We start from the raw sequence: 22,445 nt of genomic DNA on the forward strand, positions 1-22,445 counted from the left end.
GCTGGCGCCCTGATTAGAAGCAGGGCGCTGTGCTAGGATTCCCCGCTCGAACACGGCCCGCTGGCCGTTCATAAGAAAGCTTTCGTGAGTAGCCATGGTCGACAAACTGACGCATCTGAAACAGCTGGAGGCGGAAAGCATCCACATCATCCGCGAGGTGGCCGCCGAGTTCGACAACCCGGTGATGCTGTACTCCATCGGTAAAGACTCCGCCGTGATGCTGCACCTGGCACGCAAGGCGTTCTTCCCGGGCAAACTGCCGTTTCCGGTGATGCACGTCGACACCCGCTGGAAATTCCAGGAGATGTACAAGTTCCGCGACAAGATGGTCGAGGAACTGGGCCTGGACCTGATCACCCACATCAACCCCGATGGCGTGGCACAGAACATCAACCCGTTCACCCACGGCAGCGCCAAGCACACCGACATCATGAAAACCGAAGGCCTGAAACAGGCACTCGACAAGCATGGTTTCGACGCAGCTTTCGGCGGCGCCCGTCGCGATGAAGAGAAATCCCGCGCGAAAGAACGCGTGTACTCGTTCCGCGACAGCAAGCACCGCTGGGACCCGAAGAACCAGCGTCCGGAGCTGTGGAACGTCTACAACGGCAAGGTCAACAAGGGCGAATCCATTCGTGTGTTCCCGTTGTCGAACTGGACCGAACTGGATATCTGGCAGTACATCTACCTCGAAGGCATCCCGATTGTGCCGCTGTACTTCGCCGCCGAGCGTGAAGTGATCGAGAAAAACGGCACGCTGATCATGATTGACGACGAGCGCATCCTCGAGCATCTGTCTGACGAAGACAAAGCGCGCATCGTCAAAAAGAAAGTGCGTTTCCGTACCCTTGGCTGCTACCCGTTGACGGGCGCGGTGGAGTCCGAAGCCGAGACGCTGACGGACATCATTCAGGAAATGCTCCTGACGCGAACTTCCGAGCGCCAGGGCCGGGTCATCGACCACGATGGCGCAGGCTCGATGGAAGACAAGAAACGTCAGGGTTATTTCTAAGGGGTTGTCATGTCGCACCAATCTGATTTGATCAGCGAGGACATCCTCGCCTATCTGGGCCAGCACGAACGTAAAGAGCTGCTGCGCTTTTTGACCTGCGGTAACGTCGATGACGGCAAGAGCACCCTGATCGGGCGCCTGCTGCACGACTCGAAGATGATCTACGAAGACCATCTGGAAGCCATCACCCGTGATTCGAAGAAAGTCGGCACCACCGGTGACGACATCGACCTGGCGTTGTTGGTCGACGGCCTGCAGGCCGAGCGTGAGCAGGGCATCACCATCGATGTCGCCTACCGCTATTTCTCCACCGCCAAGCGCAAATTCATCATCGCCGACACCCCGGGCCATGAGCAGTACACCCGCAACATGGCCACCGGTGCGTCCACCTGTGACCTGGCGATCATCCTGGTCGACGCCCGTTACGGCGTGCAGACCCAGACCCGCCGCCACAGCTTCATCGCGTCCTTGTTGGGGATCAAGCACATCGTCGTCGCCATCAACAAGATGGACTTGAAGGACTTCGACGAAGGCGTGTTCGAGTCGATCAAGGCCGACTACCTGAAGTTCGCCGAAGGCTTGAAGATGAAGCCGACCAGCATGCACTTCGTGCCGATGTCCGCCCTCAAGGGCGACAACGTGGTGAACAAGTCCGAGCGCTCGCCTTGGTACAAAGGCCAGTCGCTGATGGAAATCCTCGAGACCGTAGAAGTGGCGGGGGGTCGCAACTTCACCGATCTGCGTTTCCCGGTGCAGTACGTCAACCGTCCGAACCTGAACTTCCGTGGTTTCGCCGGCACCCTCGCCAGCGGCATCGTCAAGAAGGGCGATGAAGTGGTCGTTCTGCCGTCGGGCAAGAGCAGCCGGGTAAAATCCATCGTCACTTTTGAAGGTGAGCTGGAGCATGCAGGTCCTGGTCAAGCGGTGACGCTGACCATGGAAGACGAAATCGACATCTCCCGTGGCGACCTGCTGGTGCATGCCGACAACGTGCCGCCGGTCACCGACAGCTTCGAAGCGATGCTGGTGTGGATGGCTGAAGAGCCGATGCTGCCGGGCAAGAAATACGACATCAAACGCGCCACCAGTTACGTGCCGGGCTCGATCGTCAGCATCGTCAACAAGGTCGACGTGAACACCCTTGAAGAGGGCCCGGCGAGCGCACTGCAGCTCAACGAAATCGGCAAGGTGAAGATCGCGCTTGACGCGCCGATTGCCCTCGACGGTTACGAGAGCAACCGCACCACTGGCGCGTTCATCATCATCGACCGTTTGACCAACGGCACTGTCGGCGCCGGCATGATCGTCGCGCAGCCAGTGACGCATGGCACCGCCACGCATCACGGCAAACTGGCGCACGTTGCCACTGAAGAACGTGCCCAGCGCTTTGGCCAGCAACCGGCGACCGTGCTGTTCAGCGGCCTGTCGGGCGCGGGCAAGAGCACGCAGGCCTACGCCGTCGAGCGCAAGCTGTTCGACATGGGCCGTGCGGTGTTCGTGCTCGATGGGCAGAACCTGCGTCACGACCTCAACAAAGGTCTGCCACAGGATCGTGCCGGTCGCACCGAGAATTGGCGTCGTGCCGCGCACGTGGCGCGTCAGTTCAACGAAGCCGGTCTGCTGACCCTGGCGGCGTTCGTCGCGCCAAGCGCTGAAGGTCGTGAACAGGCCAAGGACCTGATCGGCAAGGAGCGTCTGCTGACCGTCTATGTACAGGCCTCGCCGGCCGTGTGTGCCGAGCGTGATCCGCAAGGGCTGTATGCTGCCGGTGGCGATAACATTCCGGGCGAATCCTTCCCGTATGACGTGCCGCTGAACGCCGATCTGGTGATCGACACCCAGTCGCTGTCGCTGGAAGAAAGCGTCAAGCAAGTGCTGGATCTGCTGCGCAAGCGTGGCGCGATCTAAGCGTTAGCTGAAAACAAAAAGCCCGCCGATGAGCAATCATCGGCGGGCTTTTTGTTTCGGGCCAACTCGGTCAAAACTGTGGGAGCGGGCTTGCCCGCGAAGGCGGTGTGTCATTCAGCATCGTTGCCGGCTGATCCACCGTTTTCGCGAGCAAGCCCGCTCCCACATGGGGGCTCTATTGAATACACAATGGTGTTCAGCACAGATCATCCCGAGTCAGCGGCGCTCCGGGTATTCGCGGTGCATCTGTTCCAGGTGCGCATCCTTGTCCTGCCACAGCTGATTGATCCAGCCCTGAAACTGCAGGCGGTATTCGCCGTCCTGATCGTAGTTCTTGCCGATGAATTGCTGCGGAATGTTCAGTTCTTCAAAGTGCACCACCACGTCGCGCACATTGCCGCACAACAGGTCCCAGAAGCCCGGACGCCCGCCTGGATAGTGGATGGTCACGTTGACGATCGACTCCAGTTGTTCGCCCATCGCGTCCAGTACAAAGGCAATCCCACCGGCCTTGGGCTTGAGCAGGTATTTGAATGGCGATTGCTGCTGTGCATGCTTGCCTTCAGTAAAGCGCGTGCCCTCGACGAAGTTGAAAATCCCCACCGGGTTGTCGCGAAACTTCGCGCAGGTCTTGCGGGTGGTTTCCAGGTCTTTGCCTTTCTTCTCCGGGTGCTTTTCCAGATAGGCCTTGGAGTAGCGCTTCATGAACGGAAAACCCAGCGCCCACCATGCCAGACCGATCACCGGAACCCAGATCAGCTCCTGCTTGAGGAAGAATTTCAGCGGCTGAATCCGTCGGTTGAGCACGTATTGCAGCACCAGAATGTCGACCCAGCTCTGGTGATTGCTGGTGATCAGGTACGAGTGTTGGTAGTCCAGGCCTTGCAGGCCGCTGATGTGCCAGCGCGTGCGGCGCACCAGGTTCATCCAGCCCTTGTTGTTGCTGATCCATGCCTCGTGAGTGTGGCGCATCAGCCACAGTGAGGCGCGTCGGGCGAGGTCGAACGGCAGCACTTTGATCAGCGCCACACAGAACAGGAACGAGCACAGCAGAATCGTATTGAGCGCCAACAACAGCGAGGCGATCACGCCGCGCACGGGTGCAGGGAGAAAGTCCAGCATTTACACATCCATAGGTCGGTTGGCGGCTTGAATCGCCGTCAGGGCGATGGTGTAGACGATGTCGTCGACCTGCGCGCCGCGCGGCAAATCGTTCACCGGTTTGCGCAGGCCTTGCAGCATCGGACCGAGGCTGACGCAGTCGGCGCTGCGTTGCACGGCTTTGTGGGTGGTGTTGCCGGTGTTCAGGTCGGGGAACACGAATACCGTGGCACGACCGGCTACCTGGCTGTTCGGCGCCAGTTGCCGGGCGACTTCTGAGTTGGCAGCGGCATCGTATTGCAGCGGGCCGTCGATCAGCAGCGAATGCTGTTGCTCGTGGGCGAGCAGGGTGGCTTCGCGGACTTTCTCGACTTCTTCGCCAGTGGCGGATTCGCCACTGGAATAGCTGATCATCGCCACGCGCGGGGTGATGCCGAAGGCCGCTGCCGAGTCGGCGCTTTGCAGGGCGATCTCGGCCAGTTCCGTGGCACTTGGGTGTGGGTTCATCACGCAGTCACCGTAGACCAGCACTTCTTCGGGGAACAGCATGAAGAACACCGACGACACCAGCGTGCAGCCCGGCGCGGTCTTGATCAGTTGCAAGGCCGGGCGGATGGTGTTGGCAGTGGTGTTGATCACACCGGAGACCAGCCCGTCGACCTCGTCGAGGGCGAGCATCATGGTGCCGATCACCACGGTGTCTTCCAGTTGCTGCTCGGCCATCGGCGCGTTGAGGCTTTTGCTCTTGCGCAGGGCCACCATCGGTTCGATATAGCGTTCGCGGATCAGGTCCGGATCGAGAATCTCCAGCCCCGGCGGCAATTCGATGCCCTGAGCGCGGGCCACGGCCTCGACGTCCTCGGGTTTGGCCAGCAACACGCAACGGGCGATCCCGCGTTCCTGGCAGATCGCTGCCGCTTGTACGGTAAGCGGCTCGCTGCCTTCGGGCAGGACGATACGCTTGTTCGCCGACTGCGCGCGTTGGATCAGTTGATAGCGGAAGACGGCGGGCGACAGGCGCATTTCTCGCGGTGTGCCGCAGCGCTGGTGCAGCCACTTGGCGTCGAGATGGCTGGCGACAAAATCGGTAATGATCTCCGCGCGCTCGCGGTCATCGATGGGTATTTCCTTGTTCAGGCCGTTAAGCAGGTTGGCGGTGTCGTAGGAGCCGGTGCTCACCGACAACACTGGCAAACCGGCCTGCAACGCGCCACGGCACAAGTCCATGATGCGCGGATCGGGCAGGGTGTCGCTGGTCAGCAACAGACCGGCGAGCGGTACGCCGTTGAGCGCCGCAAGGCTGACCGCGAGGATGATGTCGTCGCGGTCGCCCGGGGTCACCACCAGCACGCCGGGCTTGAGCAGCTCCACGGTGTTGCGCATGGTCCGCGCGCAGATAATGATTTTGGTCATGCGCCGGGTTTCATAGTCACCGGCGTTGAGCACCTGCGCGCCCATCAGGTCGGCGACGTCACGGGTGCGCGGTGCGTTGAGTTCCGGCTGGAACGGAATGCAGCCGAGCAGGCGGAAATCACCGCTGCGCAACAATGGTGAATGTTCTTTCAGGCGCGCGGCGAAGGCGTCCATGCTCTCGTCGGTCTTGACCTTGTTGAGGATCACGCCGAGGACTTTCGGATCTTTCGGGCCACCGAACAATTGCGCCTGCAATTCCACGCGGCCAGAAAGCTCGGCGAGCACTTCGTTTTCCGGCGCCGAGACCAGAATCACCTCGGCATCCAGGCTCTTGGCCAAGTGCAGATTGACCCGCGCGGCATAACTGGCGCTGCGGGTCGGCACCATGCCTTCGACCACCAGCACGTCTTTGCCGATGGCGGCTTCCTGATAAAGAGCGATGATTTCTTCGAGCAATTCATCGAGCTGGCCGTCGCCGAGCATCCGCTCGACATGCGCCAGGCCCAGCGGCTGTGGCGGTTTCAGGCCGTGAGTGCGTGCCACCAGTTCGGTGGAGCGTTCAGGGCCGGTGTCGCCCGGATGTGGCTGGGCAATCGGTTTGAAGAAGCCGACTTTCAGTCCGGCTCGCTCCAGGGTACGCACCAGCCCGAGGCTGATGGAGGTCAGACCCACGCCAAAATCGGTGGGTGCGATAAAAAAAGTTTGCATGCGGATTCTCTAAGGGTGCATGGCAATGGTGAGGGCCCTATGGCTGGCCATCTACCGAAATTCAGTCGCCAAGGTTATCGCTAACCGAGCCTTGTGCGCACCAACCGCAGGCAAAGGGTTGGCCTATTTTTTCAATACGTTGCGCCGGGTCAAGGACCCAGGCGCGTGATTGCCATGGCGGCTGGTGGCGCAGGTGCTGGGTGTGGCCACAGGAAAGTTCGGCCACCCAGTGTCCGTCCTCGTCCTGATGGAAGCCTTCGATGGTCGAATCCCGTTTGTCCGGGTTGTGTTCGCTTTCGCGCGATTGCTTCGCTAAACTTGGCCTTTCTATATTCTTATGCAAAAGGTCTCGCCCCATGCTGATCGCCGCCAATAAGGCTGTCTCCATCGACTATACCCTGACCAACGACGCTGGTGAGGTCATCGACAGCTCCGCCGGCGGCGCTCCGCTGGTCTACCTGCAAGGCGCAGGCAACATCATCCCGGGCCTGGAAAAAGCCCTGGAAGGCAAAGCTGTTGGTGATGAACTGGAAGTCTCCGTTGAACCGGAAGACGCTTACGGCGAATACGCTGCCGAACTGGTCAGCACCCTGAGCCGCAGCATGTTCGAAGGCGTTGACGAGCTGGAAGTCGGCATGCAGTTCCACGCTTCGGCGCCGGACGGCCAGATGCAGATCGTGACCATTCGTGATCTGGACGGCGACGACGTTACCGTCGACGGCAACCACCCACTGGCCGGTCAGCGCCTGAACTTCAAAGTGAAGGTCGTTGATATCCGTGATGCCAGCCAGGAAGAAATCGCTCATGGTCACGTCCATGGCGAAGGTGGCCATCACCACTGATTTTCTGCGCTAAGCTTCGAGTACTGGAGAGGCGCCTGCGGGCGCCTTTTTAGTCCGCGGCTGTCCTTGGTGGTCTCGCCAAGTGGCTGTTTCGAGTAGAACACGGGAATCCTGGAGTACGTCATGAGTGCTTTTCACGACCTTAAGTTGACAGCCCTGGATGGTCAGGAGCTACCGCTGGCGCCTTTCAAGGGCCAAGTCGTGCTGGTGGTCAACGTCGCCTCCAAATGCGGCTTGACCCCACAGTACGCGGCGCTGGAAAACCTCTATCAGCAGTTCAAAGGCAAAGGTTTCAGTGTGTTGGGCCTGCCGTGCAACCAGTTTGCCGGTCAGGAACCAGGCTCCGAACAGGAAATTCAAGCGTTCTGCAGCCTCAACTACGGTGTGACATTTCCGTTGTCGAGCAAGCTCGAAGTCAACGGTCACGAGCGCCATCAGCTCTATCGTCTGCTGGCGGGCGAGGGCGCGGAGTTTCCCGGTGACATCACCTGGAATTTCGAGAAGTTCCTGCTCGGCAAGGACGGCCGGGTGTTGGCGCGGTTCTCGCCGCGCACGGCACCGGATGATCCGACCATCGTTCATGCGATTGAAAAAGCGCTGAGCTGAAACACCAGAATCGCAGCCCTCGGGCTGCGATTTTTTTCGCCTGCCTTTTGAGCCTTAATCATTCTGATCAATAGTGCTATCGCCCGGGTGCAGTCCTGCATATTATCGCCGTCATATAGGTTCATGCCTGTCGATAACGTTTTCGTGGAGCTTCCCGATGTCCGTTCAAGCCTTGTTCAAACCGTTCCATCTCGGTGCCCTCGAACTGCCGACCCGTGTGGTCATGGCGCCGATGACCCGCTCGTTTTCCCCGGGTGGCGTACCGAACTCAAAAGTCATCGAGTACTACCGTCGTCGCGCAGCCGCCGGCGTCGGCCTGATCATCACCGAAGGCACCACCGTCGGCCACGTCGCCTCCAACGGCTATCCGAACGTGCCGCAGTTCTTTGGCGAAGCGCCGTTAGCCGGCTGGAAAAAAGTCGTCGACGCGGTGCATGCCGAAGGCGGCAAGATTGTTCCACAACTGTGGCATGTCGGCAGCGTGCGCCGCATCGGCACCGAGCCGGACGCCAGCGTGCCGGGTTACGGTCCGTCGGAAAAGCTCAAGGACGGTCAGGTCGTGGTGCACGGCATGACCAGGCAGGACATCCAGGACGTCATCGCTGCATTCGCCCAGGCGGCCAAGGATGCGCAAAGCATCGGCATGGATGGCGTGGAAATCCATGGCGCCCACGGTTATCTGATCGACCAGTTCTTCTGGGAAGGCAGCAACCAGCGCACCGACGAGTACGGCGGCAGCCTGGCCAACCGTTCGCGTTTTGCCATCGAATTGATTCAAGCGGTGCGCGCGGCGGTCGGTGAAGGCTTCCCGATCATCTTCCGTTTCTCGCAGTGGAAGCAGCAGGATTACACCGCGCGTCTGGTGCAAACCCCGGAGGCGTTGGGTGAATTCCTCAAGCCACTGGCCGAGGCCGGTGTGGATATTTTCCACTGTTCGACGCGGCGCTTCTGGGAGCCTGAGTTCGACGGTTCCGAGCTGAACCTGGCCGGCTGGACGCGCAAGCTGACCGGCAAGCCGACCATCACCGTCGGCAGCGTCGGCCTGGACGGCGAGTTTCTGCAATTCATGGTCAACACCGACAAGGTCGCACAACCGGCCAGTCTGGAGAAACTGCTGGAGCGACTGAACAACGACGAGTTCGATCTGGTGGCAGTAGGCCGTGCGCTGCTGGTGGACCCGGACTGGGCGCTGAAAGTGCGTGACGGGCGTGAGCAGGACATCCTGCCGTTCAGCCGTGAGGCGTTGATGACGCTGGTTTAAGCGTTGCACTGACTGACGCTATCGCGAGCAGGTTCACTCCTGCAGGGGAATGCATTCCAGTTGTAGGAGTGAGCCTGCTCGCGATAGCTGTTTCAAAGTCAGCAAGATTCAGGGCAATGTCTGCGCATTCGGCACAACCTGCTCCCCGACACATGCCCCGCGCAAATGCTTTTCAAACTGCTCGATGATCGCCGCCCAGCCCTGGCGACTGGCATGCTGGCGCGCATTCAAGCGCACGCAACGCAACGTTTCATCCTCTTCCAGCAGCCACGCCGCCGCATCGCAGAACGCCTCTTCATCACCGGGCATCGCCAACACGCCGTTGTAGCCATGGCGAATGTGCTGCGCTGCTGCGGCCTGATCGTAAGCCACTACACCCAGACCTGAAGCCAATGCCTCAAGCACCACATTGCCGAAGGTTTCGGTCATGCTCGGAAACAGAAAAATATCCCCCGAGGCATAGTGCGCCGCCAACGCTTCGCCGCGCTGTGAACCGCAGAAAATCGCTTGCGGCAGGTCCTTTTCCAGCGCAAGCCGTTGCGGTCCGTCGCCGACCACAATCAGCTTCAGGTTGCGCTGTGGATAAGTGCTGCGGAGTTTTTCGAAGCAGCGCTTGAGCAGGCCCAGGTTCTTCTCCGGGGCCAGACGTCCTACGTGAATCACTGCAATGTCCTGCTCGCTCAGGCCCCATTGCTCACGCAATCCGTTCAGCCGCTTGGCCGGGTGAAATAACTGGCTGTCCACGCCTCGGGAGAGCAAGGCGAGGCGGTCGAAATGCCGGCGCTCCAGTTCCAGACGTTGACTGACACTCGGTACCAGGGTCATCGCCGAGCGGTTGTGGAACCAGCGCAGATAGTGCGTGAGCAAGCGCGTCAGCAGGCCCAGCCCGTACTGGTTGGTGTACTGCTGGAAGTTGGTGTGAAAGCCGCTGACCACCGAGATCCCCAGGCGCCGTGCCGCACGCAAGGCCGACAAGCCGAGTGGGCCTTCGGTGGCGATGTACAGCACGTCCGGACGATGACGCTTCCAGCGTCGCAACAGCTTGTGCATCGACGACTGGCCCCATTGCAGCCCCGGATACCCGGGGAGCGGCCAGCCCCGGCACAGCAACAGCGCATCATCCTCGGTGCGCTGCGGATCGCCGGCCTGACGCGGCCGTACCAGTTCCACCTGATGCCCGCGCGCGCGCAATCCATCGCATAAGCGGCCAAGGGTATTGGCCACCCCGTTGATTTCCGGTGGGAAGGTTTCGCTGATCAGGGTGATATGTAGAGCTGTCGTCATGACCTCAGTGTCGGCTGAGGCCATGTCGTGCCTGTGACGTTCGGATGATGGATTTGTGACCGGGCTGTCCGTGACCGGTTCAGCGCTGGGTGACAAGGTTCTCCGCACCGCGTTCACGCACCCAGAACAGCGTCGCCCCCGCTACAGCGGCTGGCATCATCAGGATGTTGACCACCGGGATCAGCAGCACCAGATAGACGATGCCGCCAAAGCTCATGCTCTGCCAGCGTTTCTGGCGCAGCCAGGCGAGCATCTCGTTCCAGCCCAGTTTGTGGTTATCCGCGGGGTAGTCGATGTACTGGATCGCCATCATCCACACGCCGAACAGCAGCCACAGCGGCGCGGCGACGATGTTCACCACCGGGATGAACGAGAGGATGAACAGGCCGGTGGCCCGGGGCAGGAAGTAGCCGAGCTTGCGCATCTCCCGGGCGAGGGTGCGCGGGATCATCGCGATCAGCTCGCCCCAGCTGAACGCCGGGAAATCGTCGGTGCCGCGCACCACCACTTCGACCTTTTCCGCGAGAAAGCCGTTGAACGGCGCGGCGATCACGTTGGCCAGCATGGTGAAGGTGAAAAACACCATCAGCGCCACCAGCACCACGAACAGGGGCCAGAGGATGTAGCTGAGGAAGCTCAGCCAGTCGGGCAGCGACGGCATCAGGCTGTCGACCCACAGGCTGAACTGATGGCCGGCCAGATAGATCAATCCGACGAACAGCACCAGGTTGATCGCCAGAGGCAGCAACACGAACAGGCGCAGGCCGGGGCTGAGGACCAGTTTGAGGCCTTCGCGCAGGTATTGCGGGCCGGACAGGACAGGGGCGGGCATAAGGTGCTCCGAGCAAGGGAAAACGCGCCGACCTTACCGACTTTGCACCACGTGCGAAAGCGCGGCAGAGCGATCGACATTCACTGTAACAAAGACGTCCATCTCGTCAGTGTCTGCGCATAGAGACCACCTATGAGCTGGATTGTTAAACCGTATTTCCTTAATCTTGCCCCCCTCGATACGCTGCACCCAACTTTTTACAGGACTGTCGAGCTCATGCTTTCCCCAAGGTTATCCACAGTCCTTTTTTATTCCCGCCGGCAGTCCGGCGTTCCGCGCCAGTCTTTCGGCCCGGTCAACAGGAGCAGGTCATGTCTGAAGTCCGTCATTCGCGAGTGATTATTCTCGGTTCCGGCCCTGCCGGTTACAGCGCTGCGGTCTACGCCGCCCGTGCCAACCTCAAGCCACTGCTGATCACCGGCATGCAGGCTGGCGGTCAACTGACCACCACCACCGAAGTCGACAACTGGCCAGGCGACGTGCACGGCCTGACCGGCCCGGCACTGATGGAGCGGATGCGCGAGCACGCCGAGCGTTTTGAAACCGAGATCGTTTTCGATCACATCAACGCTGTGGATTTCGCTGCCAAGCCATACACCCTGACCGGCGACAGCGCGACCTACACCTGCGACGCGCTGATCATCGCCACCGGTGCCAGCGCTCGCTACCTGGGTCTGCCGTCGGAAGAAGCGTTCATGGGCAAAGGCGTTTCCGCTTGCGCGACCTGCGACGGTTTCTTCTATCGCAACAAGCCAGTGGCTGTGGTGGGCGGCGGCAACACCGCTGTTGAGGAAGCGCTGTACCTGGCCAACATCGCCAGCACCGTGACCCTGATCCACCGCCGCGAAACCTTCCGCGCCGAGAAGATCCTGATCGATAAGCTCAACGCCCGTGTGGCCGAAGGCAAGATCATCCTCAAGTTGAACGCCAACCTTGACGAAGTTTTGGGCGACAACATGGGTGTGACCGGTGCACGCCTGAAGAACAACGACGGCAGCTTCGACGAAATCAAGGTCGACGGCGTGTTCATCGCCATCGGCCACACTCCGAACACCTCGCTGTTCGAAGGCCAGTTGACCCTGAAAGACGGTTACCTGGTGGTGCAGGGCGGCCGTGACGGCAACGCCACAGCCACCAGCGTCGAAGGCATCTTCGCCGCCGGTGACGTGGCTGACCACGTTTACCGCCAGGCGATCACCTCGGCCGGCGCCGGCTGCATGGCGGCACTGGACACCGAGCGTTACCTGGACGGTCTGCAGAACGCTTCGTTCTAAGATCGCAGGCATAAAAAAACCGGCCAGTGGCCGGTTTTTTTGTGCCCGTTATTCACAGCCACCACACATCCAATGTGGGAGCGAGCCTGCTCGCGAAAGCGGTGTTTCAGTCGACATCAATGTTGAATGTCAGTCCGTATTCGCGAGCAGGCTCGCTCCCACAGGGATTGGGTTTGCAACTGGCGTTAGCGGCGGGTCAGGGGCTGGGCGGTGAATTTCACGCCGGTCAGACCGTGTTTGATCAACGCACGGATATTGCCGTGATCGCTGCCCTCAGGCGTCGCCACCACCGAACGGTAATGCTCGCCGAATGCCAGAAGCGCTTCTTCATTGCTCAGGCCTTCCAGCAGCGCCAGACCCAAAGTCTTGCACGAGCCTTCGTTCTGCCCGGCGGCGTTTTCCACGCTGCCGTTGTTGAAGGCCTGAGGCTGGTAGTCGTAACCGGCAGCGATGAAGGCCAGTGTGTCGGCGAAAAGGTGTTCACCACTCTTGAGGCTGGCGCGCAGGGTGTTCAAATCACTCATTGGGTTTTCCTTTGGCGAACGCCGCCTGTTGTTCGGTGCTGGCTTCTTGCTGGTATTGGGCTTTCCACTCGGCGTACGGCATGCCGTAAACCACTTCACGGGCGTCGTCGAGGCTGACCTCGATCTGACGGTCATCAGCGGCGGCCTTGTACCACTTGGACAGGCAGTTGCGGCAGAACCCGGCAAGGTTCATCAGGTCGATGTTCTGCACGTCCTTGCGGCTGTCCAGATGGGCGACCAGCCGGCGGAAGGCGGCGGCTTCGAGTTCGAGGCGTTGTTGCTCAGTCATAAAAGTCTCTGCGAGACAGCTTCGAGCGGCGAGCTGCGAGCTGCAAGATTTCGAGGGTGGGGTGCCTGTAGCTTACCGCTTGCAGCTCCAGGCTTGAAGCTCAGCGGCTTGCCGCCAGGGTGATCGACACCGACTCGGCAAACCGCAGTGCATGCGGCTTGTCGACTTCGACTTCGGCGTACAGCACGGCGGTATTGCTCATCACCAGATCCAGCAGTTCCTGGGTCAGACGTTCGAGCAGCGCAAAGCGATTGCCCTCGACGTGGGCGATGATCGCCTTGGTGATGGTGCGATAGTTCAGCGCGTGATCGATGTCGTTGTCGCGCACCGCTTCCTGCGCGGCGTACAGGATGGTCAGGTTGATCAGCACGTCCTGCTTGTTGAGGATTTCGTCCTCGTTGATCCCGATAAAGGTGCGCAAGCGCAGATCCTTGACCCGGATGCGCGCCATTCCCGGTTGAAGTTGTGACATTTACTTGCTCCGTCCAATCAATTGCAGGAACTCCTGGCGGGTGTTGCTCGAGTCGCGGAAAGCGCCGAGCATGACCGAGGTGTTCATGGTCGAATTCTGTTTCTCGACACCGCGCATCATCATGCACATGTGCCGGGCCTCGATGACCACCGCGACGCCGGCGGCATCGGTGACTTGCTGCACCGCATCGGCGATCTGCCGGGTGAGGTTTTCCTGAATCTGCAGGCGCCGGGCGAACATGTCGACCAGCCGCGCGATCTTCGACAACCCCAGCACCTTGCCCGTTGGAATATAAGCCACATGGGCCTTGCCGATGAAGGGCAGCAGGTGATGTTCGCACAACGAGTACAACTCGATGTCGGCGACGATGATCATCTCGTCGCTGTCGGAGGCGAACAGCGCGCCGTTGACGATCTCATCCACGCTCTGTTCGTAGCCATGACACAGGTATTGCATGGCTTTGGCCGCGCGCACCGGCGTATCGAGCAGACCTTCGCGGTCGGGGTCTTCACCGAGGCCGATGAGGATCTCGCGGTAATTCTCGGGCAGGGAACGGCTCATGGAAGATCCTCGCGCAGCAGCTTATTTGACGTGCCGTCCGCCGTTGACGGTCAGGGTCGTGCCGGTGACATAGGGGTTGTCGAGCAGATAGCGCAGGCTCTGGTAGATCACTTCGCTGCCGGGCTCGATGCCCAGCGCGGATTTGGCCAGGGCCCTGGCACGGTACGCCGCGTCGTCGTCGGGATTGAACAATAGCAGGGCCGGCGCAATGCCGTTGACCTTGATCGCCGGTGCATAACGCGCGGCGAACGACAGGGTCAGGCTGTCGAGCCCGGCCTTGCTGGCGCAATACCCGATGTGTTTGCTACTGCCCTTGCGGGTGACGTCGTCGCTGATGTGGACGATGTCCGCAAGCGTCGAGCGCTTGAGCAGGTCGGCGCAGTGCAGATTGATCAGGTACGGCGCGAGCATGTGCACGTTGACCATGCGCACAAAGGCGTCGGCTTCGTTGTCCGGAGTTTCCGCCAGCCATTCGGAGGCGTTGTGGACAATGGCGCGCAGGCTGTCGGTATGGGTTTTCAGTTCTTCGATGAAGGCAAGAATGGCGGCTTCGCTGGAAAAGTCCGCGAGCACGCCGACAGCGCCCAGATCACGCAGGGCTTGCACGCCCGGACGTTCGCTGCGGTAAGTGAAGATCACGTGATGGCCGTCTTCGAGCAGACGCCGCGCACAGTGCAAACCGACACGCTGGCCGGCACCGGTGATGAGGATCGGGGCGGAGGAATTGGTCATGTACGGCTCGCGTCGCGGTTGGAGTAAAAACTATAACAGCGACATGAGCCATGCACCTATCGTCGGCGTTACCAATACCTGTGGGAGCGAGCCTGCTCGCGAAAGCGGTGTCTCAGTCGACATCAATGTTGAATGTCAGTCCGTATTCGCGAGCAGGCTCGCTCCCACACAGAGATCATCGATTCTGTGCAGAAGACGTCGCAGGTAATGGTCGTGCCGGCGTGCTGTTCAGCCAATTGGCCAGCAACCGTGTCGACAGTGGAATAAAGAAGTAGACCATCAGCGGCGTCAGACACGCCGTGCTGACCAATATCCTTGGCAACAGGCTCATCTCGGCGAGCAAGGGCCCGAGGACAAAGTTGAACAGCAGCGACACCGGGAAGAACGCCAGCCAGATCGCCACGGCTTGTTTCCAGCGCGGTGGTCGCTGGCCTGCCGCGCCGAACCAGCCTTCGATGCCACTGACCCGATGCTCTTTGGGATGTGCGAACAGATCGCTGCCCCGCGACAGCCAGGCGGTACGTGAGGCCGAGTGCTCCCAAGCGTGCAGGGTCTGCTCGTTGACGAAGCGGAAAATGATCTGGAATTCGTTGTCACCGGGCGGCGGAGCGAGCACGCCGGAACCCAGGTAACCGGGAAAGTCAGTGGCCAGTTGTTCGCCTTCGCGCAGCCAGGCAATCAGGTCCTGATAGCGGCCGTCGGCGACGCGACGCGCAACCATCAGCGTGACGGGGGAAGTAGACATTGTGTATCTCCGTATTTCCGAGTGCGTCGCTCCGGGTAGGAGTTTCGCAATGCGCAGGCGGGGGGTAGGTGCCTGCGCTTTTCAACAAGCAAGGATTATTCCCGATTTTGATGACAGTATCAGAGACTTTCGTCTCAGTTCATGGGTTGATCCGATAAAGGGCATAGGATGTAGAATGGGATCCAAACTCACCGAGTGGACTCACCTGCACAATGGCTGTTATCACGGACGTTAATCCTTCCTCGCAGGCAACTGTCGCGCTCGAGCGTGAAGAGCTGTTCCCCATTCGTGAAGTGTCACGGCTGACCGGAGTGAATCCGGTCACGCTGCGAGCATGGGAGCGCCGCTACGGTTTGATTGAGCCGGTACGCACCGAAAGCGGGCATCGACTGTATTCCATGACCGATATTGAGCGTGTGCGCAGCGTTGTCGAGTGGATTGACCGTGGGGTGGCGGTCAGCAAAGTCAGTAAGATTCTGGCCAAGACCGAGCCACTGAAAGCGCTATCGCACATCATTTCCGATGACCAGGTGACGGCGGACTATCAACAGTGGCAGGACCAGCTGCAGCGAGTGGTCAGTGCTTTCGATGATCTGGAACTGGATCGTGTCTACTCGCAGATCTTTGCTTCGTACCCGTTGCCGGTGGTGTTCCAGGACATCCTGATGCCGCTGTGGCGACGCCTGCTCCAGCATCGTGAAGCGTTCGGGCAAACCAGCGAATGGCTGTTTCTCGATGGCTTCCTGCGTACCCGGGTGCTGGGGCGGATCATGGTGTTACGCAAGTCGCAGCCGCGCAGGATCATTGTCAGTGCGCTGTCCGGGGAGTGCCGTGAACTCGAGTTGTTGGTGGCTGCGCTGTTTCTCAGTGGCGGAGAAACCGGTGTGCGTGTGCTGACGACGGGGCAGCCATTCGACGAATTGACCCTGGTCTGCGAAAAGATCAAACCCCAGGCGCTGGTGCTGTTTTCCAACCATGCACCGACGGCGGAGCTGCCGCGACGCCTGAATCGGCTAGCGCTGAGTCTCGATTGTCAGTTGCTGTTGGCCGGGGATGCGGCAGATCTGGCGCAAGACGCTCTGGCCGGCTCGTCGATCGGTTGCCTGGGCAACGAAGGGGCGACGATGCTGCAGCGTATGACGCAGTTTCTCGCGGGCAAGCTCGATACCTGAAACTCAGGTGTGCAGGGCTGGGTGGGTCAAACGGTGTTGTTGCAGGATGAACTGGCGCAGGCGCTCGGTTTCATCGGCATCGGTCTGGCTCAGTTCGTAGGCATAGAAACCGTGCTCGGTCTCCCGCTCGAAATTGCCGCGCAGCGAAATCCGCTCATAACCTGATGGGCTGAACCACAAGGCGAAATGCTTGGGTGCCTTGGTCTTGTTGCGCATCTCCAGCAGCACGCCTTTGTGCGAAACCTCATGCACCCACATCATGCCCGGTTGGCCCTTGGCGTTTTCCAGCGCCACGGGCTCTTCAAGGGTCAGTCGCCAGGGGCGAATCATCGGCCCGTCTTCAAAAATGCTCGGCACGCCCAGGCGCAGGTGCAAGGCGTGGAATTCGTCTTCCACCAGATGCAGCGGGAAGGTCATTTGCTGATTTTCGAAGTTGGCCTGGATGGTCACCTGTTCGTGAGCGGCCAGGCGCGTGAGCAGGTCACGGATCTGCGAACCACCATTGACCAGCAGGCTCGACGTCGCATCCCGCACATTGAGCTGCGGGTTGTGCTGCATGGTCTGGATGAAATCCAGCTCATCCTGGGTCAGGAGGGCGTCACGTTGCATGGCCAGGCTCGAAAGAAATAGTTACAAAGTCATTGGTGATTGTAGTTACTGACACTTAGTTCGCAGTTTTGTTTGCGCCGTTCGTCGCTTTCAGAGCGGCGAGTTCGGCTTGCAATGCGGCGACCTGGGCTTCCAGTTGCGCGACGCGTTGCTGGGCCTTGACCTGGACCGTGACGTCTTTCTGCACACCGACGAAATAAGTCTGGCCGTCGTCGGCATTTTTCACCGTCGAAAGCGACAGTTCATTCCAGAACGGCGTGCCGTCCTTGCGATAGTTGCGCAGGATTTCCCGGCAAGACCCACCGTTGTGCAGGGTGTCGCGAATCAGCGTCAGGTTGGCCTGATCGCGGTCTCCGGACTGCAGAAAGCGGCAGTCCTGATAGAGAATCTCTTCGCTGGTGTAACCGGTCAGGCGCTCAAAGGCCGGGTTTACGTAAATCAGGATGTTGTCCTGTTCCCCTTCCTTTTCTGCGACCACGATCCCGTCGTTCGACGCGTTGATCACCATTTGCAGCAGACTGGCGTTGATCATCAGTGAATCCTTTCAGTGTTGATGGTGGCTGGCATTCTAGAAGTTCCAACGGCGCTGTCTACTGGCCATCACCGCTAATTGAGCGCGGATCGCGGCTTTTGCGTCGGGCTGCTACTATCCCGTCTCATTTTTTTCAGCTTCAGGATCAGATTGATGAAAGTCGCCATCCTCTCCGGCTCGGTTTACGGCACGGCCGAAGAAGTCGCCCGTCACGCGCAGAACCTGCTGAAAGACGCCGGTTTTGAAACCCTCTACAACCCACGCGCCAGCCTGGCGGACATTCAGGCGTTCGGCCCTGAAGCGTTTCTCGCGGTGACGTCGACCACCGGCATGGGCGAACTGCCGGACAACCTGCAGCCGTTGTACTCGGCCATTCGCGATCAGTTGCCAATGGCCTGGCGCGGCCTGCCGGGTGCGGTGATCGGTTTGGGTGATGCCAGTTACGGCGATACCTTCTGTGGCGGCGGCGAGATGCTGCGCGAATTGTTCGCTGAGCTGGGCGTGCGTGAGGTGCAGGAGATGCTGCGACTGGACGCCAGCGAAAGCGTGACGCCGGAAACCGACGCCGAGCCATGGCTGGCGCAACTGATCGCCACCCTCAAGGGCTGATCGCGCGTTCGCGCAACAATGCCAGCCACGCCTGAGCGGCTTTCGACAGATAGGCGCCCTGACGCCAGATGAACGCGATGTCCCAACGCAAGTAATCCGGCGCGCGCAAGGTCAGGCGCACCACGCCCGGGCGTTCCAGTGCGCGGGCGACCACGCTGGGCAGCAGCACCACGCCTTGCCCGGCGGCCACCAGTGCCACAAGAAAATCCGCCTGCCCGCTGCGCCCACCTTCTTTTGGCGTAAAGCCCATTTGCTGGCAGGCCTGGAGCAACCGATCGTTGAGCACGAAGCTGCGCTGATACAGCAGGAACGGCGTCTCGGCCAATTCTTCCAGGCCGATTTCGCCACGTGCCGCCAGCGGATGATCCACCGGCAGCAAGGCATCGAGTTTCTCATCGCAGAACGGCTGAAAGTCGAACTGCGGGTCTTTCGGCAACAGGCTGCCGCCCAATTCCAGTTCGCCACTCAGCACCGCCTGCTCAACGTTGCGACTGCCGCCTTCAAGCAACTGAATGCTGATGTTCGGATAGCGCCGCCGATACTCGGCAAACAACCCGGCGAACAGCGCGTCGCTGTCCAGCAACGGCAAGCCGAGACGCAACTCCCCGCGTGCCAGATGACTCAGGTCATCCAGCTCCCTGAGCAACTCATTGCGCAAACGCAACATGCCTTCGGCCCGTTGCAGTACCACGCTGCCGGCGGCGGTCAGGCGCAATTGCGAACCCAGTCGTTCAAGCAGCGGTGTGCCCAGGCTCTGTTCGAGTTGCGCGACTTGCTTGCTGACCGCCGACTGGCTGATGTGCAGGGTTTTTGCCGCCTGGGTAAAGCCGCCCTGATGCATGACTTCGACAAAACTGCGCAGCTGTTTGAATTCCATTGCCTGATTCCATATTGGAATGTCTTCGAGTCTAACAATTCGCTTCAGGGATGGCAGTCAGCTTCGTAAAATAAGCCCCTGTCAGGAGCAAAAACCATGAAACCCGCCCCCCTCAAGCATCTCTCCCGTCTGCTGGCCGAACTGGCCGTGTTGCTCGGCCTCTACCTGCTCGGCTGCCAACTCGCCGCGTGGCTGGCCTGGCCGATTCCCGGTGGGGTGATCGGCATGGCCCTGTTGCTGCTGGCATTCGCCTTCGGCTGGGTCAAACCGGCGGCACTGCAATTGGGCGCTGGACTGTTGATGGCCGAGATGCTGCTGTTCTTCATTCCGGCGTTGATGAGCCTGCTCGATTACGGCGCGCTGCTGCGCAATGACGGCTGGCGGATCCTGCTGGTGATCGCCGCCAGCACCCTGATGGTGATGCTGGTGACCGCGTTCACGGTGGAGTTGGCCGTGCGGATGAGGCATTCCCATGAAGCTTGAACTGATGCCCATGTTCTGGCTCGCCTTCACCTTGCTGGCGTACCTGTTCAGTCGCTGGATCTATCGGCGCACCGGACGTTATCTGCTGTCGCCGCTGATTCTGGTACCGGCGCTGCTGCTGGCTCTCGCCGTGCCGCTGCACACCGCGTATGCCGAATACGCCCGCAACACTCATTGGTTGATGCTGGTGCTTGGCCCGGTCACGGTCGCCTTCGCTGTACCGATCTGGCAGCAACGGCGTTTGCTGATGCAGCATTGGTCCGCGTTGCTGCTTGGCATGCTCGCTGGCAGCGCTGCGTCGATCGCCACCTCGTTCGGCCTGGCCAGGGCGCTGGCGCTGGACAGTTCGGTGACGATGTCGCTGGTGCCGCGTTCGATCACCACGCCGTTCGCCATGCCGCTGGCGCAGGATCTGGGCGGCGTGCCGGAACTGACCGCGGTGTTCGTGATGTTCACCGGGGTCTTTGGTGCGATGCTCGGCGGCGTGCTGCTCAAGTGGTTGCCGTTGCGCAGTGCCCTGGCGCGGGGAGCATTGTTCGGTGTCGGCGCGCACGGTGCCGGCGTCAGTCGCGCCCATGAAGTGGGCGGTGAGGAAGGCTCGGTGGCGGGGCTGGTGATGGTCCTGACCGGTCTGCTCAATCTGTTCGCCGCACCTTTATTGGCGTCGCTGCTTTGACATGGATCCAAGCTGTGTGCATTGCTGACTCGTTCAGTCATCAAGCTGGCTGGCAATGCAACTACGTGAGTCCCGGGAGCTGACTAGACTGCTGACACGTGCCAGACAACAAGAACGCAGAGGTGCATACAGTGAGCGTAGCCCCCGTCCAATCGTCCCTTAATGTCAAAGACCAGGTCAGTGCTGCGGAGTGGCAGACCCGGATCGATCTCGCCGCCTGTTATCGTCTGGTCGCGTTGCATGGCTGGGACGACCTCATCTTCACCCATATTTCCGCCAAGGTCCCGGGCACCGAAGATTTTCTGATCAATCCGTTCGGGTTGATGTTCCATGAGATCACCGCGTCGAGCCTGGTCAAAGTCGATCAGGCCGGCAACAAACTCATGGACAGTCCCTACGAAATCAATCCCGCCGGTTACACCATCCACAGCGCCGTGCACGAAGTGCGGCACGATGTGGTGTGTGTGCTGCACACCCACACCGCCTCCGGTGTCGCGGTGTCGGCGCAAAAACAGGGGGTGCTGCCGATCAGTCAGCAGTCGCTGTTCGTGCTGTCGAGCCTGGCCTGTCACGCCTATGAAGGCGTGGCGCTGAATCACGAGGAAAAGGCCCGCTTGCAGGCCGATCTGGGCGAGAACAATTTCCTGATGCTGCACAACCACGGGCTGCTGACCTGTGGCGGCACCATCGCCGACACGTTTCTGATGATGTTCACCTTCCAGCGCGCCTGCGACATTCAGGTCATGGCGCAGACTGGCGGTGCAGAACTGATCGCCATCGAACCGCAGATTCTGGCGGGCGCCAAAGCGATGATCGCCGGCGTGACCAAAAGCGCTCAAGGCATGGGCGGCACGCTGGCCTGGCCGGCGTTGCTGCGCAAACTCGATAAACAAGACCCCGGATATAAACTCTGATGCCTCTTGCCGAGATTCCTCTGTGTGTCTGGCGCAAGCGCAGCCGGACGTTTGTCTTTCGCGGCCAGTCGATCCGTTACTGGACGGCAGGGCAGGGCGAGCCACTGCTGCTGATCCACGGTTTCCCGACGGCCAGTTGGGACTGGCATTACCTGTGGCAGCCACTGGCCCAGCGTTATCGGGTAATTGCCTGCGACATGCTCGGTTTCGGTGATTCGGCCAAACCGTTGAATCACAGCTACAGCCTGCTGGAGCAGGCCGACCTGCAACAGGCACTGTTGGCTCATCTGCAGGTCGAGCAACCGCTGCATATTCTGGCCCACGATTACGGCGACAGCGTCGCTCAGGAACTGCTCGCCCGGCATTACGAAAACCGGATCGAAGTCGGCAGTTGCGTGTTCCTCAACGGCGGACTGTTCCCGGAAACCCATCGCCCGGTGCTGATGCAAAAGCTGCTGCTCAGCCCGTTGGGCTGGATGATTGGGCGGGCCTTCACCCGTGATGGCCTGGTGAAAAGTTTCCGGCAGATCTTCGGCCCGCAGACCGGCCCTACCGAAAGCGAGCTGGATGATTTCTGGAGCTTGATCGAAACCCATCGCGGTCCGCGCATCATGCACAAACTGATTGGCTACATCCCCGAACGTCGGGTGCAGCGCGACCGCTGGGTCGCGGCCATGCAGCGCGATGAAATCCCGCTGCGGGTGATCGATGGCGAAGTCGATCCGATCTCTGGAGCGCACATGGTCAAGCGTTATCGCGAGTTGATTGACGATGCCGACACCGTCTTGTTACCGGGCATCGGTCACTACCCACAGATCGAGGCGCCGGTGCAGGTGCTCAAGCATTATCTGGCGTTTCGTGAGCGCCTGGAGTTGCCGCCACGCAAAGTCGCCTGCTCCTGATGGAGCGGGGGGCTCCTCCCGCCACGCAGCTATCATCCCCCAGCCTTATCGCCCACCATTCAGCCCCAGCCGTGTTCGTTGTGACCTATCGCGCCGTGCCTGACACT

26 protein-coding genes are annotated in these 22,445 nt (G+C 60.4%); 12 read left to right on the plus strand and 14 right to left on the minus strand.

Features of this window, described 5'->3' with window-relative positions:
- Window positions 1-94: 94 nt before the first annotated feature.
- Together cysD and cysN are read left to right on the plus strand one after the other, a co-directional pair.
- The gene (gene cysD, locus PseAD21_RS13315; protein WP_008085033.1) at window positions 95-1,012 is read left to right on the plus strand and encodes a sulfate adenylyltransferase subunit CysD; all 918 of its coding nucleotides are present in this window, start codon (window positions 95-97) and stop codon (window positions 1,010-1,012) included.
- Between the two features lie 9 nt (window positions 1,013-1,021).
- The gene (gene cysN, locus PseAD21_RS13320; RefSeq protein ID WP_102356088.1) at window positions 1,022-2,920 is read left to right on the plus strand and encodes a sulfate adenylyltransferase subunit CysN; all 1,899 of its coding nucleotides are present in this window, start codon (window positions 1,022-1,024) and stop codon (window positions 2,918-2,920) included.
- 216 nt (window positions 2,921-3,136) lie between these two features.
- Here the strand turns inward: cysN and PseAD21_RS13330 are convergent, their stop codons facing one another.
- The 3 genes from PseAD21_RS13330 to PseAD21_RS13340 form a co-directional block, all read right to left on the minus strand.
- Entirely contained in the window at window positions 3,137-4,042 is a 906-nt protein-coding gene (locus PseAD21_RS13330; RefSeq protein WP_102356090.1) for an acyltransferase, read from the minus strand.
- A complete protein-coding gene (gene pta, locus PseAD21_RS13335) occupies window positions 4,043-6,142 on the minus strand; it encodes a phosphate acetyltransferase (RefSeq protein WP_102356091.1) in 2,100 nt (699 codons plus the stop codon). It abuts the gene before it with no gap.
- A 61-nt stretch (window positions 6,143-6,203) separates the two neighbouring features.
- A complete protein-coding gene (locus PseAD21_RS13340; protein WP_102356130.1) occupies window positions 6,204-6,530 on the minus strand; it encodes a DUF3565 domain-containing protein in 327 nt (108 codons plus the stop codon).
- On the opposite strand from PseAD21_RS13340, the gene PseAD21_RS13345 reads away from it, so the two are divergent.
- The 3 genes from PseAD21_RS13345 to PseAD21_RS13355 all read left to right on the plus strand — a co-directional run bounded on the left by PseAD21_RS13345 (window position 6,499) and on the right by PseAD21_RS13355 (window position 8,851).
- Entirely contained in the window at window positions 6,499-6,984 is a 486-nt protein-coding gene (locus tag PseAD21_RS13345; RefSeq protein ID WP_025109439.1) for a peptidylprolyl isomerase, read from the plus strand. The genes PseAD21_RS13340 and PseAD21_RS13345 overlap by 32 nt on opposite strands.
- A 123-nt stretch (window positions 6,985-7,107) precedes the next feature.
- A complete protein-coding gene (locus PseAD21_RS13350) occupies window positions 7,108-7,590 on the plus strand; it encodes a glutathione peroxidase (RefSeq protein WP_102356092.1) in 483 nt (160 codons plus the stop codon).
- Window positions 7,591-7,747: 157 nt separating this feature from the next.
- Window positions 7,748-8,851: an NADH:flavin oxidoreductase gene (locus tag PseAD21_RS13355; protein ID WP_102356093.1), complete on the plus strand. Its 1,104-nt coding sequence runs from the start codon at window positions 7,748-7,750 to the stop codon at window positions 8,849-8,851.
- 108 nt (window positions 8,852-8,959) lie between these two features.
- Here PseAD21_RS13355 and PseAD21_RS13360 read toward each other — a convergent pair whose 3' ends face one another.
- Together PseAD21_RS13360 and cysZ are read right to left on the minus strand one after the other, a co-directional pair.
- Window positions 8,960-10,159 carry a glycosyltransferase family 1 protein gene (locus tag PseAD21_RS13360; protein ID WP_102356094.1) on the minus strand — a complete coding sequence of 400 codons (1,200 nt, stop codon included), beginning with the start codon at window positions 10,157-10,159 and terminating at the stop codon, window positions 8,960-8,962.
- Window positions 10,160-10,214: 55 nt separating this feature from the next.
- The gene (cysZ, locus tag PseAD21_RS13365) at window positions 10,215-10,967 is read right to left on the minus strand and encodes a sulfate transporter CysZ (RefSeq protein ID WP_102356095.1); all 753 of its coding nucleotides are present in this window, start codon (window positions 10,965-10,967) and stop codon (window positions 10,215-10,217) included.
- Window positions 10,968-11,278: 311 nt separating this feature from the next.
- Between cysZ and trxB the strand changes: the two genes are divergently transcribed.
- A complete protein-coding gene (gene trxB, locus PseAD21_RS13375) occupies window positions 11,279-12,241 on the plus strand; it encodes a thioredoxin-disulfide reductase (RefSeq protein WP_003221727.1) in 963 nt (320 codons plus the stop codon).
- A 185-nt stretch (window positions 12,242-12,426) separates the two neighbouring features.
- Here the strand turns inward: trxB and PseAD21_RS13380 are convergent, their stop codons facing one another.
- The 6 genes from PseAD21_RS13380 to PseAD21_RS13410 form a co-directional block, all read right to left on the minus strand.
- Complete coding sequence (locus tag PseAD21_RS13380; RefSeq protein WP_102356096.1) at window positions 12,427-12,765, minus strand: HopJ type III effector protein; 339 nt, start codon at window positions 12,763-12,765, stop codon at window positions 12,427-12,429.
- Entirely contained in the window at window positions 12,758-13,054 is a 297-nt protein-coding gene (locus tag PseAD21_RS13385) for a DUF1244 domain-containing protein (protein ID WP_102356097.1), read from the minus strand. The genes PseAD21_RS13380 and PseAD21_RS13385 overlap by 8 nt, the downstream gene beginning before the upstream one ends.
- Window positions 13,055-13,154: 100 nt before the next feature.
- Window positions 13,155-13,526 (minus strand): dihydroneopterin triphosphate 2'-epimerase, encoded by a 372-nt coding sequence (gene folX, locus PseAD21_RS13390; protein ID WP_047597813.1) that lies wholly within the window; start codon window positions 13,524-13,526, stop codon window positions 13,155-13,157.
- Window positions 13,527-14,087 (minus strand): GTP cyclohydrolase I FolE, encoded by a 561-nt coding sequence (gene folE, locus PseAD21_RS13395; protein ID WP_102356098.1) that lies wholly within the window; start codon window positions 14,085-14,087, stop codon window positions 13,527-13,529. It abuts the gene before it with no gap.
- 21 nt (window positions 14,088-14,108) lie between these two features.
- Window positions 14,109-14,819: a dihydromonapterin reductase gene (folM, locus tag PseAD21_RS13400; protein WP_102356099.1), complete on the minus strand. Its 711-nt coding sequence runs from the start codon at window positions 14,817-14,819 to the stop codon at window positions 14,109-14,111.
- A gap of 175 nt (window positions 14,820-14,994) precedes the next feature.
- A complete protein-coding gene (locus PseAD21_RS13410) occupies window positions 14,995-15,564 on the minus strand; it encodes an antibiotic biosynthesis monooxygenase (protein WP_102356100.1) in 570 nt (189 codons plus the stop codon).
- A gap of 212 nt (window positions 15,565-15,776) precedes the next feature.
- On the opposite strand from PseAD21_RS13410, the gene PseAD21_RS13415 reads away from it, so the two are divergent.
- The gene (locus PseAD21_RS13415; RefSeq protein ID WP_102356101.1) at window positions 15,777-16,736 is read left to right on the plus strand and encodes a MerR family transcriptional regulator; all 960 of its coding nucleotides are present in this window, start codon (window positions 15,777-15,779) and stop codon (window positions 16,734-16,736) included.
- 3 nt (window positions 16,737-16,739) lie between these two features.
- Here PseAD21_RS13415 and PseAD21_RS13420 read toward each other — a convergent pair whose 3' ends face one another.
- Both PseAD21_RS13420 and PseAD21_RS13425 read right to left on the minus strand, forming a co-directional pair.
- Window positions 16,740-17,345, minus strand: coding sequence for a hypothetical protein (locus PseAD21_RS13420; protein WP_102356102.1), 606 nt, complete (start codon window positions 17,343-17,345; stop codon window positions 16,740-16,742).
- Between the two features lie 55 nt (window positions 17,346-17,400).
- The gene (locus PseAD21_RS13425; RefSeq protein WP_102356103.1) at window positions 17,401-17,877 is read right to left on the minus strand and encodes a PAS domain-containing protein; all 477 of its coding nucleotides are present in this window, start codon (window positions 17,875-17,877) and stop codon (window positions 17,401-17,403) included.
- Between the two features lie 153 nt (window positions 17,878-18,030).
- On the opposite strand from PseAD21_RS13425, the gene PseAD21_RS13430 reads away from it, so the two are divergent.
- Window positions 18,031-18,486 (plus strand): flavodoxin, encoded by a 456-nt coding sequence (locus tag PseAD21_RS13430; RefSeq protein ID WP_102356104.1) that lies wholly within the window; start codon window positions 18,031-18,033, stop codon window positions 18,484-18,486.
- On the opposite strand, the gene PseAD21_RS13435 is transcribed toward PseAD21_RS13430, so the two are convergent.
- Window positions 18,476-19,363, minus strand: a complete 888-nt coding sequence (locus tag PseAD21_RS13435) for a LysR family transcriptional regulator (protein WP_102356105.1) — start codon at window positions 19,361-19,363, stop codon at window positions 18,476-18,478. The two genes, PseAD21_RS13430 and PseAD21_RS13435, sit on opposite strands and share 11 nt — an antisense overlap.
- 96 nt (window positions 19,364-19,459) lie before the next feature.
- On the opposite strand from PseAD21_RS13435, the gene PseAD21_RS13440 reads away from it, so the two are divergent.
- The 4 genes from PseAD21_RS13440 to PseAD21_RS13455 all read left to right on the plus strand — a co-directional run bounded on the left by PseAD21_RS13440 (window position 19,460) and on the right by PseAD21_RS13455 (window position 22,338).
- Complete coding sequence (locus tag PseAD21_RS13440; protein ID WP_102356106.1) at window positions 19,460-19,846, plus strand: CidA/LrgA family protein; 387 nt, start codon at window positions 19,460-19,462, stop codon at window positions 19,844-19,846.
- Window positions 19,836-20,522: an LrgB family protein gene (locus PseAD21_RS13445; RefSeq protein WP_102356107.1), complete on the plus strand. Its 687-nt coding sequence runs from the start codon at window positions 19,836-19,838 to the stop codon at window positions 20,520-20,522. Before PseAD21_RS13440 ends, PseAD21_RS13445 begins: the two co-directional genes overlap by 11 nt.
- Before the next feature lie 131 nt (window positions 20,523-20,653).
- A complete protein-coding gene (locus tag PseAD21_RS13450) occupies window positions 20,654-21,436 on the plus strand; it encodes a class II aldolase/adducin family protein (protein WP_102356108.1) in 783 nt (260 codons plus the stop codon).
- Window positions 21,436-22,338 carry an alpha/beta fold hydrolase gene (locus PseAD21_RS13455; protein WP_102356109.1) on the plus strand — a complete coding sequence of 301 codons (903 nt, stop codon included), beginning with the start codon at window positions 21,436-21,438 and terminating at the stop codon, window positions 22,336-22,338. Before PseAD21_RS13450 ends, PseAD21_RS13455 begins: the two co-directional genes overlap by 1 nt.
- Window positions 22,339-22,445: the final 107 nt, after the last annotated feature.

Origin of the sequence: Pseudomonas sp. AD21 (genome assembly GCF_002878485.1) — a bacterium.
GTDB lineage: Bacteria > Pseudomonadota > Gammaproteobacteria > Pseudomonadales > Pseudomonadaceae > Aquipseudomonas.

Excerpts from the sequence above, each read along its gene's own strand:
- cysD (WP_008085033.1), top strand. The coding sequence starts at position 95 with ATGGTCGACAAACTGACGCATCTGAAACAGCTGGAGGCGGAAAGCATC.
- cysN (WP_102356088.1), top strand. The coding sequence starts at position 1,022 with ATGTCGCACCAATCTGATTTGATCAGCGAGGACATCCTCGCCTATCTG.
- PseAD21_RS13330 (WP_102356090.1), bottom strand. The coding sequence starts at position 4,042 with ATGCTGGACTTTCTCCCTGCACCCGTGCGCGGCGTGATCGCCTCGCTG.
- pta (WP_102356091.1), bottom strand. The coding sequence starts at position 6,142 with ATGCAAACTTTTTTTATCGCACCCACCGATTTTGGCGTGGGTCTGACC.
- PseAD21_RS13345 (WP_025109439.1), top strand. The coding sequence starts at position 6,499 with ATGCTGATCGCCGCCAATAAGGCTGTCTCCATCGACTATACCCTGACC.
- PseAD21_RS13340 (WP_102356130.1), bottom strand. The coding sequence starts at position 6,530 with ATGGAGACAGCCTTATTGGCGGCGATCAGCATGGGGCGAGACCTTTTG.
- PseAD21_RS13350 (WP_102356092.1), top strand. The coding sequence starts at position 7,108 with ATGAGTGCTTTTCACGACCTTAAGTTGACAGCCCTGGATGGTCAGGAG.
- PseAD21_RS13355 (WP_102356093.1), top strand. The coding sequence starts at position 7,748 with ATGTCCGTTCAAGCCTTGTTCAAACCGTTCCATCTCGGTGCCCTCGAA.
- PseAD21_RS13360 (WP_102356094.1), bottom strand. The coding sequence starts at position 10,159 with ATGGCCTCAGCCGACACTGAGGTCATGACGACAGCTCTACATATCACC.
- cysZ (WP_102356095.1), bottom strand. The coding sequence starts at position 10,967 with ATGCCCGCCCCTGTCCTGTCCGGCCCGCAATACCTGCGCGAAGGCCTC.
- trxB (WP_003221727.1), top strand. The coding sequence starts at position 11,279 with ATGTCTGAAGTCCGTCATTCGCGAGTGATTATTCTCGGTTCCGGCCCT.
- PseAD21_RS13380 (WP_102356096.1), bottom strand. The coding sequence starts at position 12,765 with ATGAGTGATTTGAACACCCTGCGCGCCAGCCTCAAGAGTGGTGAACAC.
- PseAD21_RS13385 (WP_102356097.1), bottom strand. The coding sequence starts at position 13,054 with ATGACTGAGCAACAACGCCTCGAACTCGAAGCCGCCGCCTTCCGCCGG.
- folX (WP_047597813.1), bottom strand. The coding sequence starts at position 13,526 with ATGTCACAACTTCAACCGGGAATGGCGCGCATCCGGGTCAAGGATCTG.
- folE (WP_102356098.1), bottom strand. The coding sequence starts at position 14,087 with ATGAGCCGTTCCCTGCCCGAGAATTACCGCGAGATCCTCATCGGCCTC.
- folM (WP_102356099.1), bottom strand. The coding sequence starts at position 14,819 with ATGACCAATTCCTCCGCCCCGATCCTCATCACCGGTGCCGGCCAGCGT.
- PseAD21_RS13410 (WP_102356100.1), bottom strand. The coding sequence starts at position 15,564 with ATGTCTACTTCCCCCGTCACGCTGATGGTTGCGCGTCGCGTCGCCGAC.
- PseAD21_RS13415 (WP_102356101.1), top strand. The coding sequence starts at position 15,777 with ATGGCTGTTATCACGGACGTTAATCCTTCCTCGCAGGCAACTGTCGCG.
- PseAD21_RS13420 (WP_102356102.1), bottom strand. The coding sequence starts at position 17,345 with ATGCAACGTGACGCCCTCCTGACCCAGGATGAGCTGGATTTCATCCAG.
- PseAD21_RS13425 (WP_102356103.1), bottom strand. The coding sequence starts at position 17,877 with ATGATCAACGCCAGTCTGCTGCAAATGGTGATCAACGCGTCGAACGAC.
- PseAD21_RS13430 (WP_102356104.1), top strand. The coding sequence starts at position 18,031 with ATGAAAGTCGCCATCCTCTCCGGCTCGGTTTACGGCACGGCCGAAGAA.
- PseAD21_RS13435 (WP_102356105.1), bottom strand. The coding sequence starts at position 19,363 with ATGGAATTCAAACAGCTGCGCAGTTTTGTCGAAGTCATGCATCAGGGC.
- PseAD21_RS13440 (WP_102356106.1), top strand. The coding sequence starts at position 19,460 with ATGAAACCCGCCCCCCTCAAGCATCTCTCCCGTCTGCTGGCCGAACTG.
- PseAD21_RS13445 (WP_102356107.1), top strand. The coding sequence starts at position 19,836 with ATGAAGCTTGAACTGATGCCCATGTTCTGGCTCGCCTTCACCTTGCTG.
- PseAD21_RS13455 (WP_102356109.1), top strand. The coding sequence starts at position 21,436 with ATGCCTCTTGCCGAGATTCCTCTGTGTGTCTGGCGCAAGCGCAGCCGG.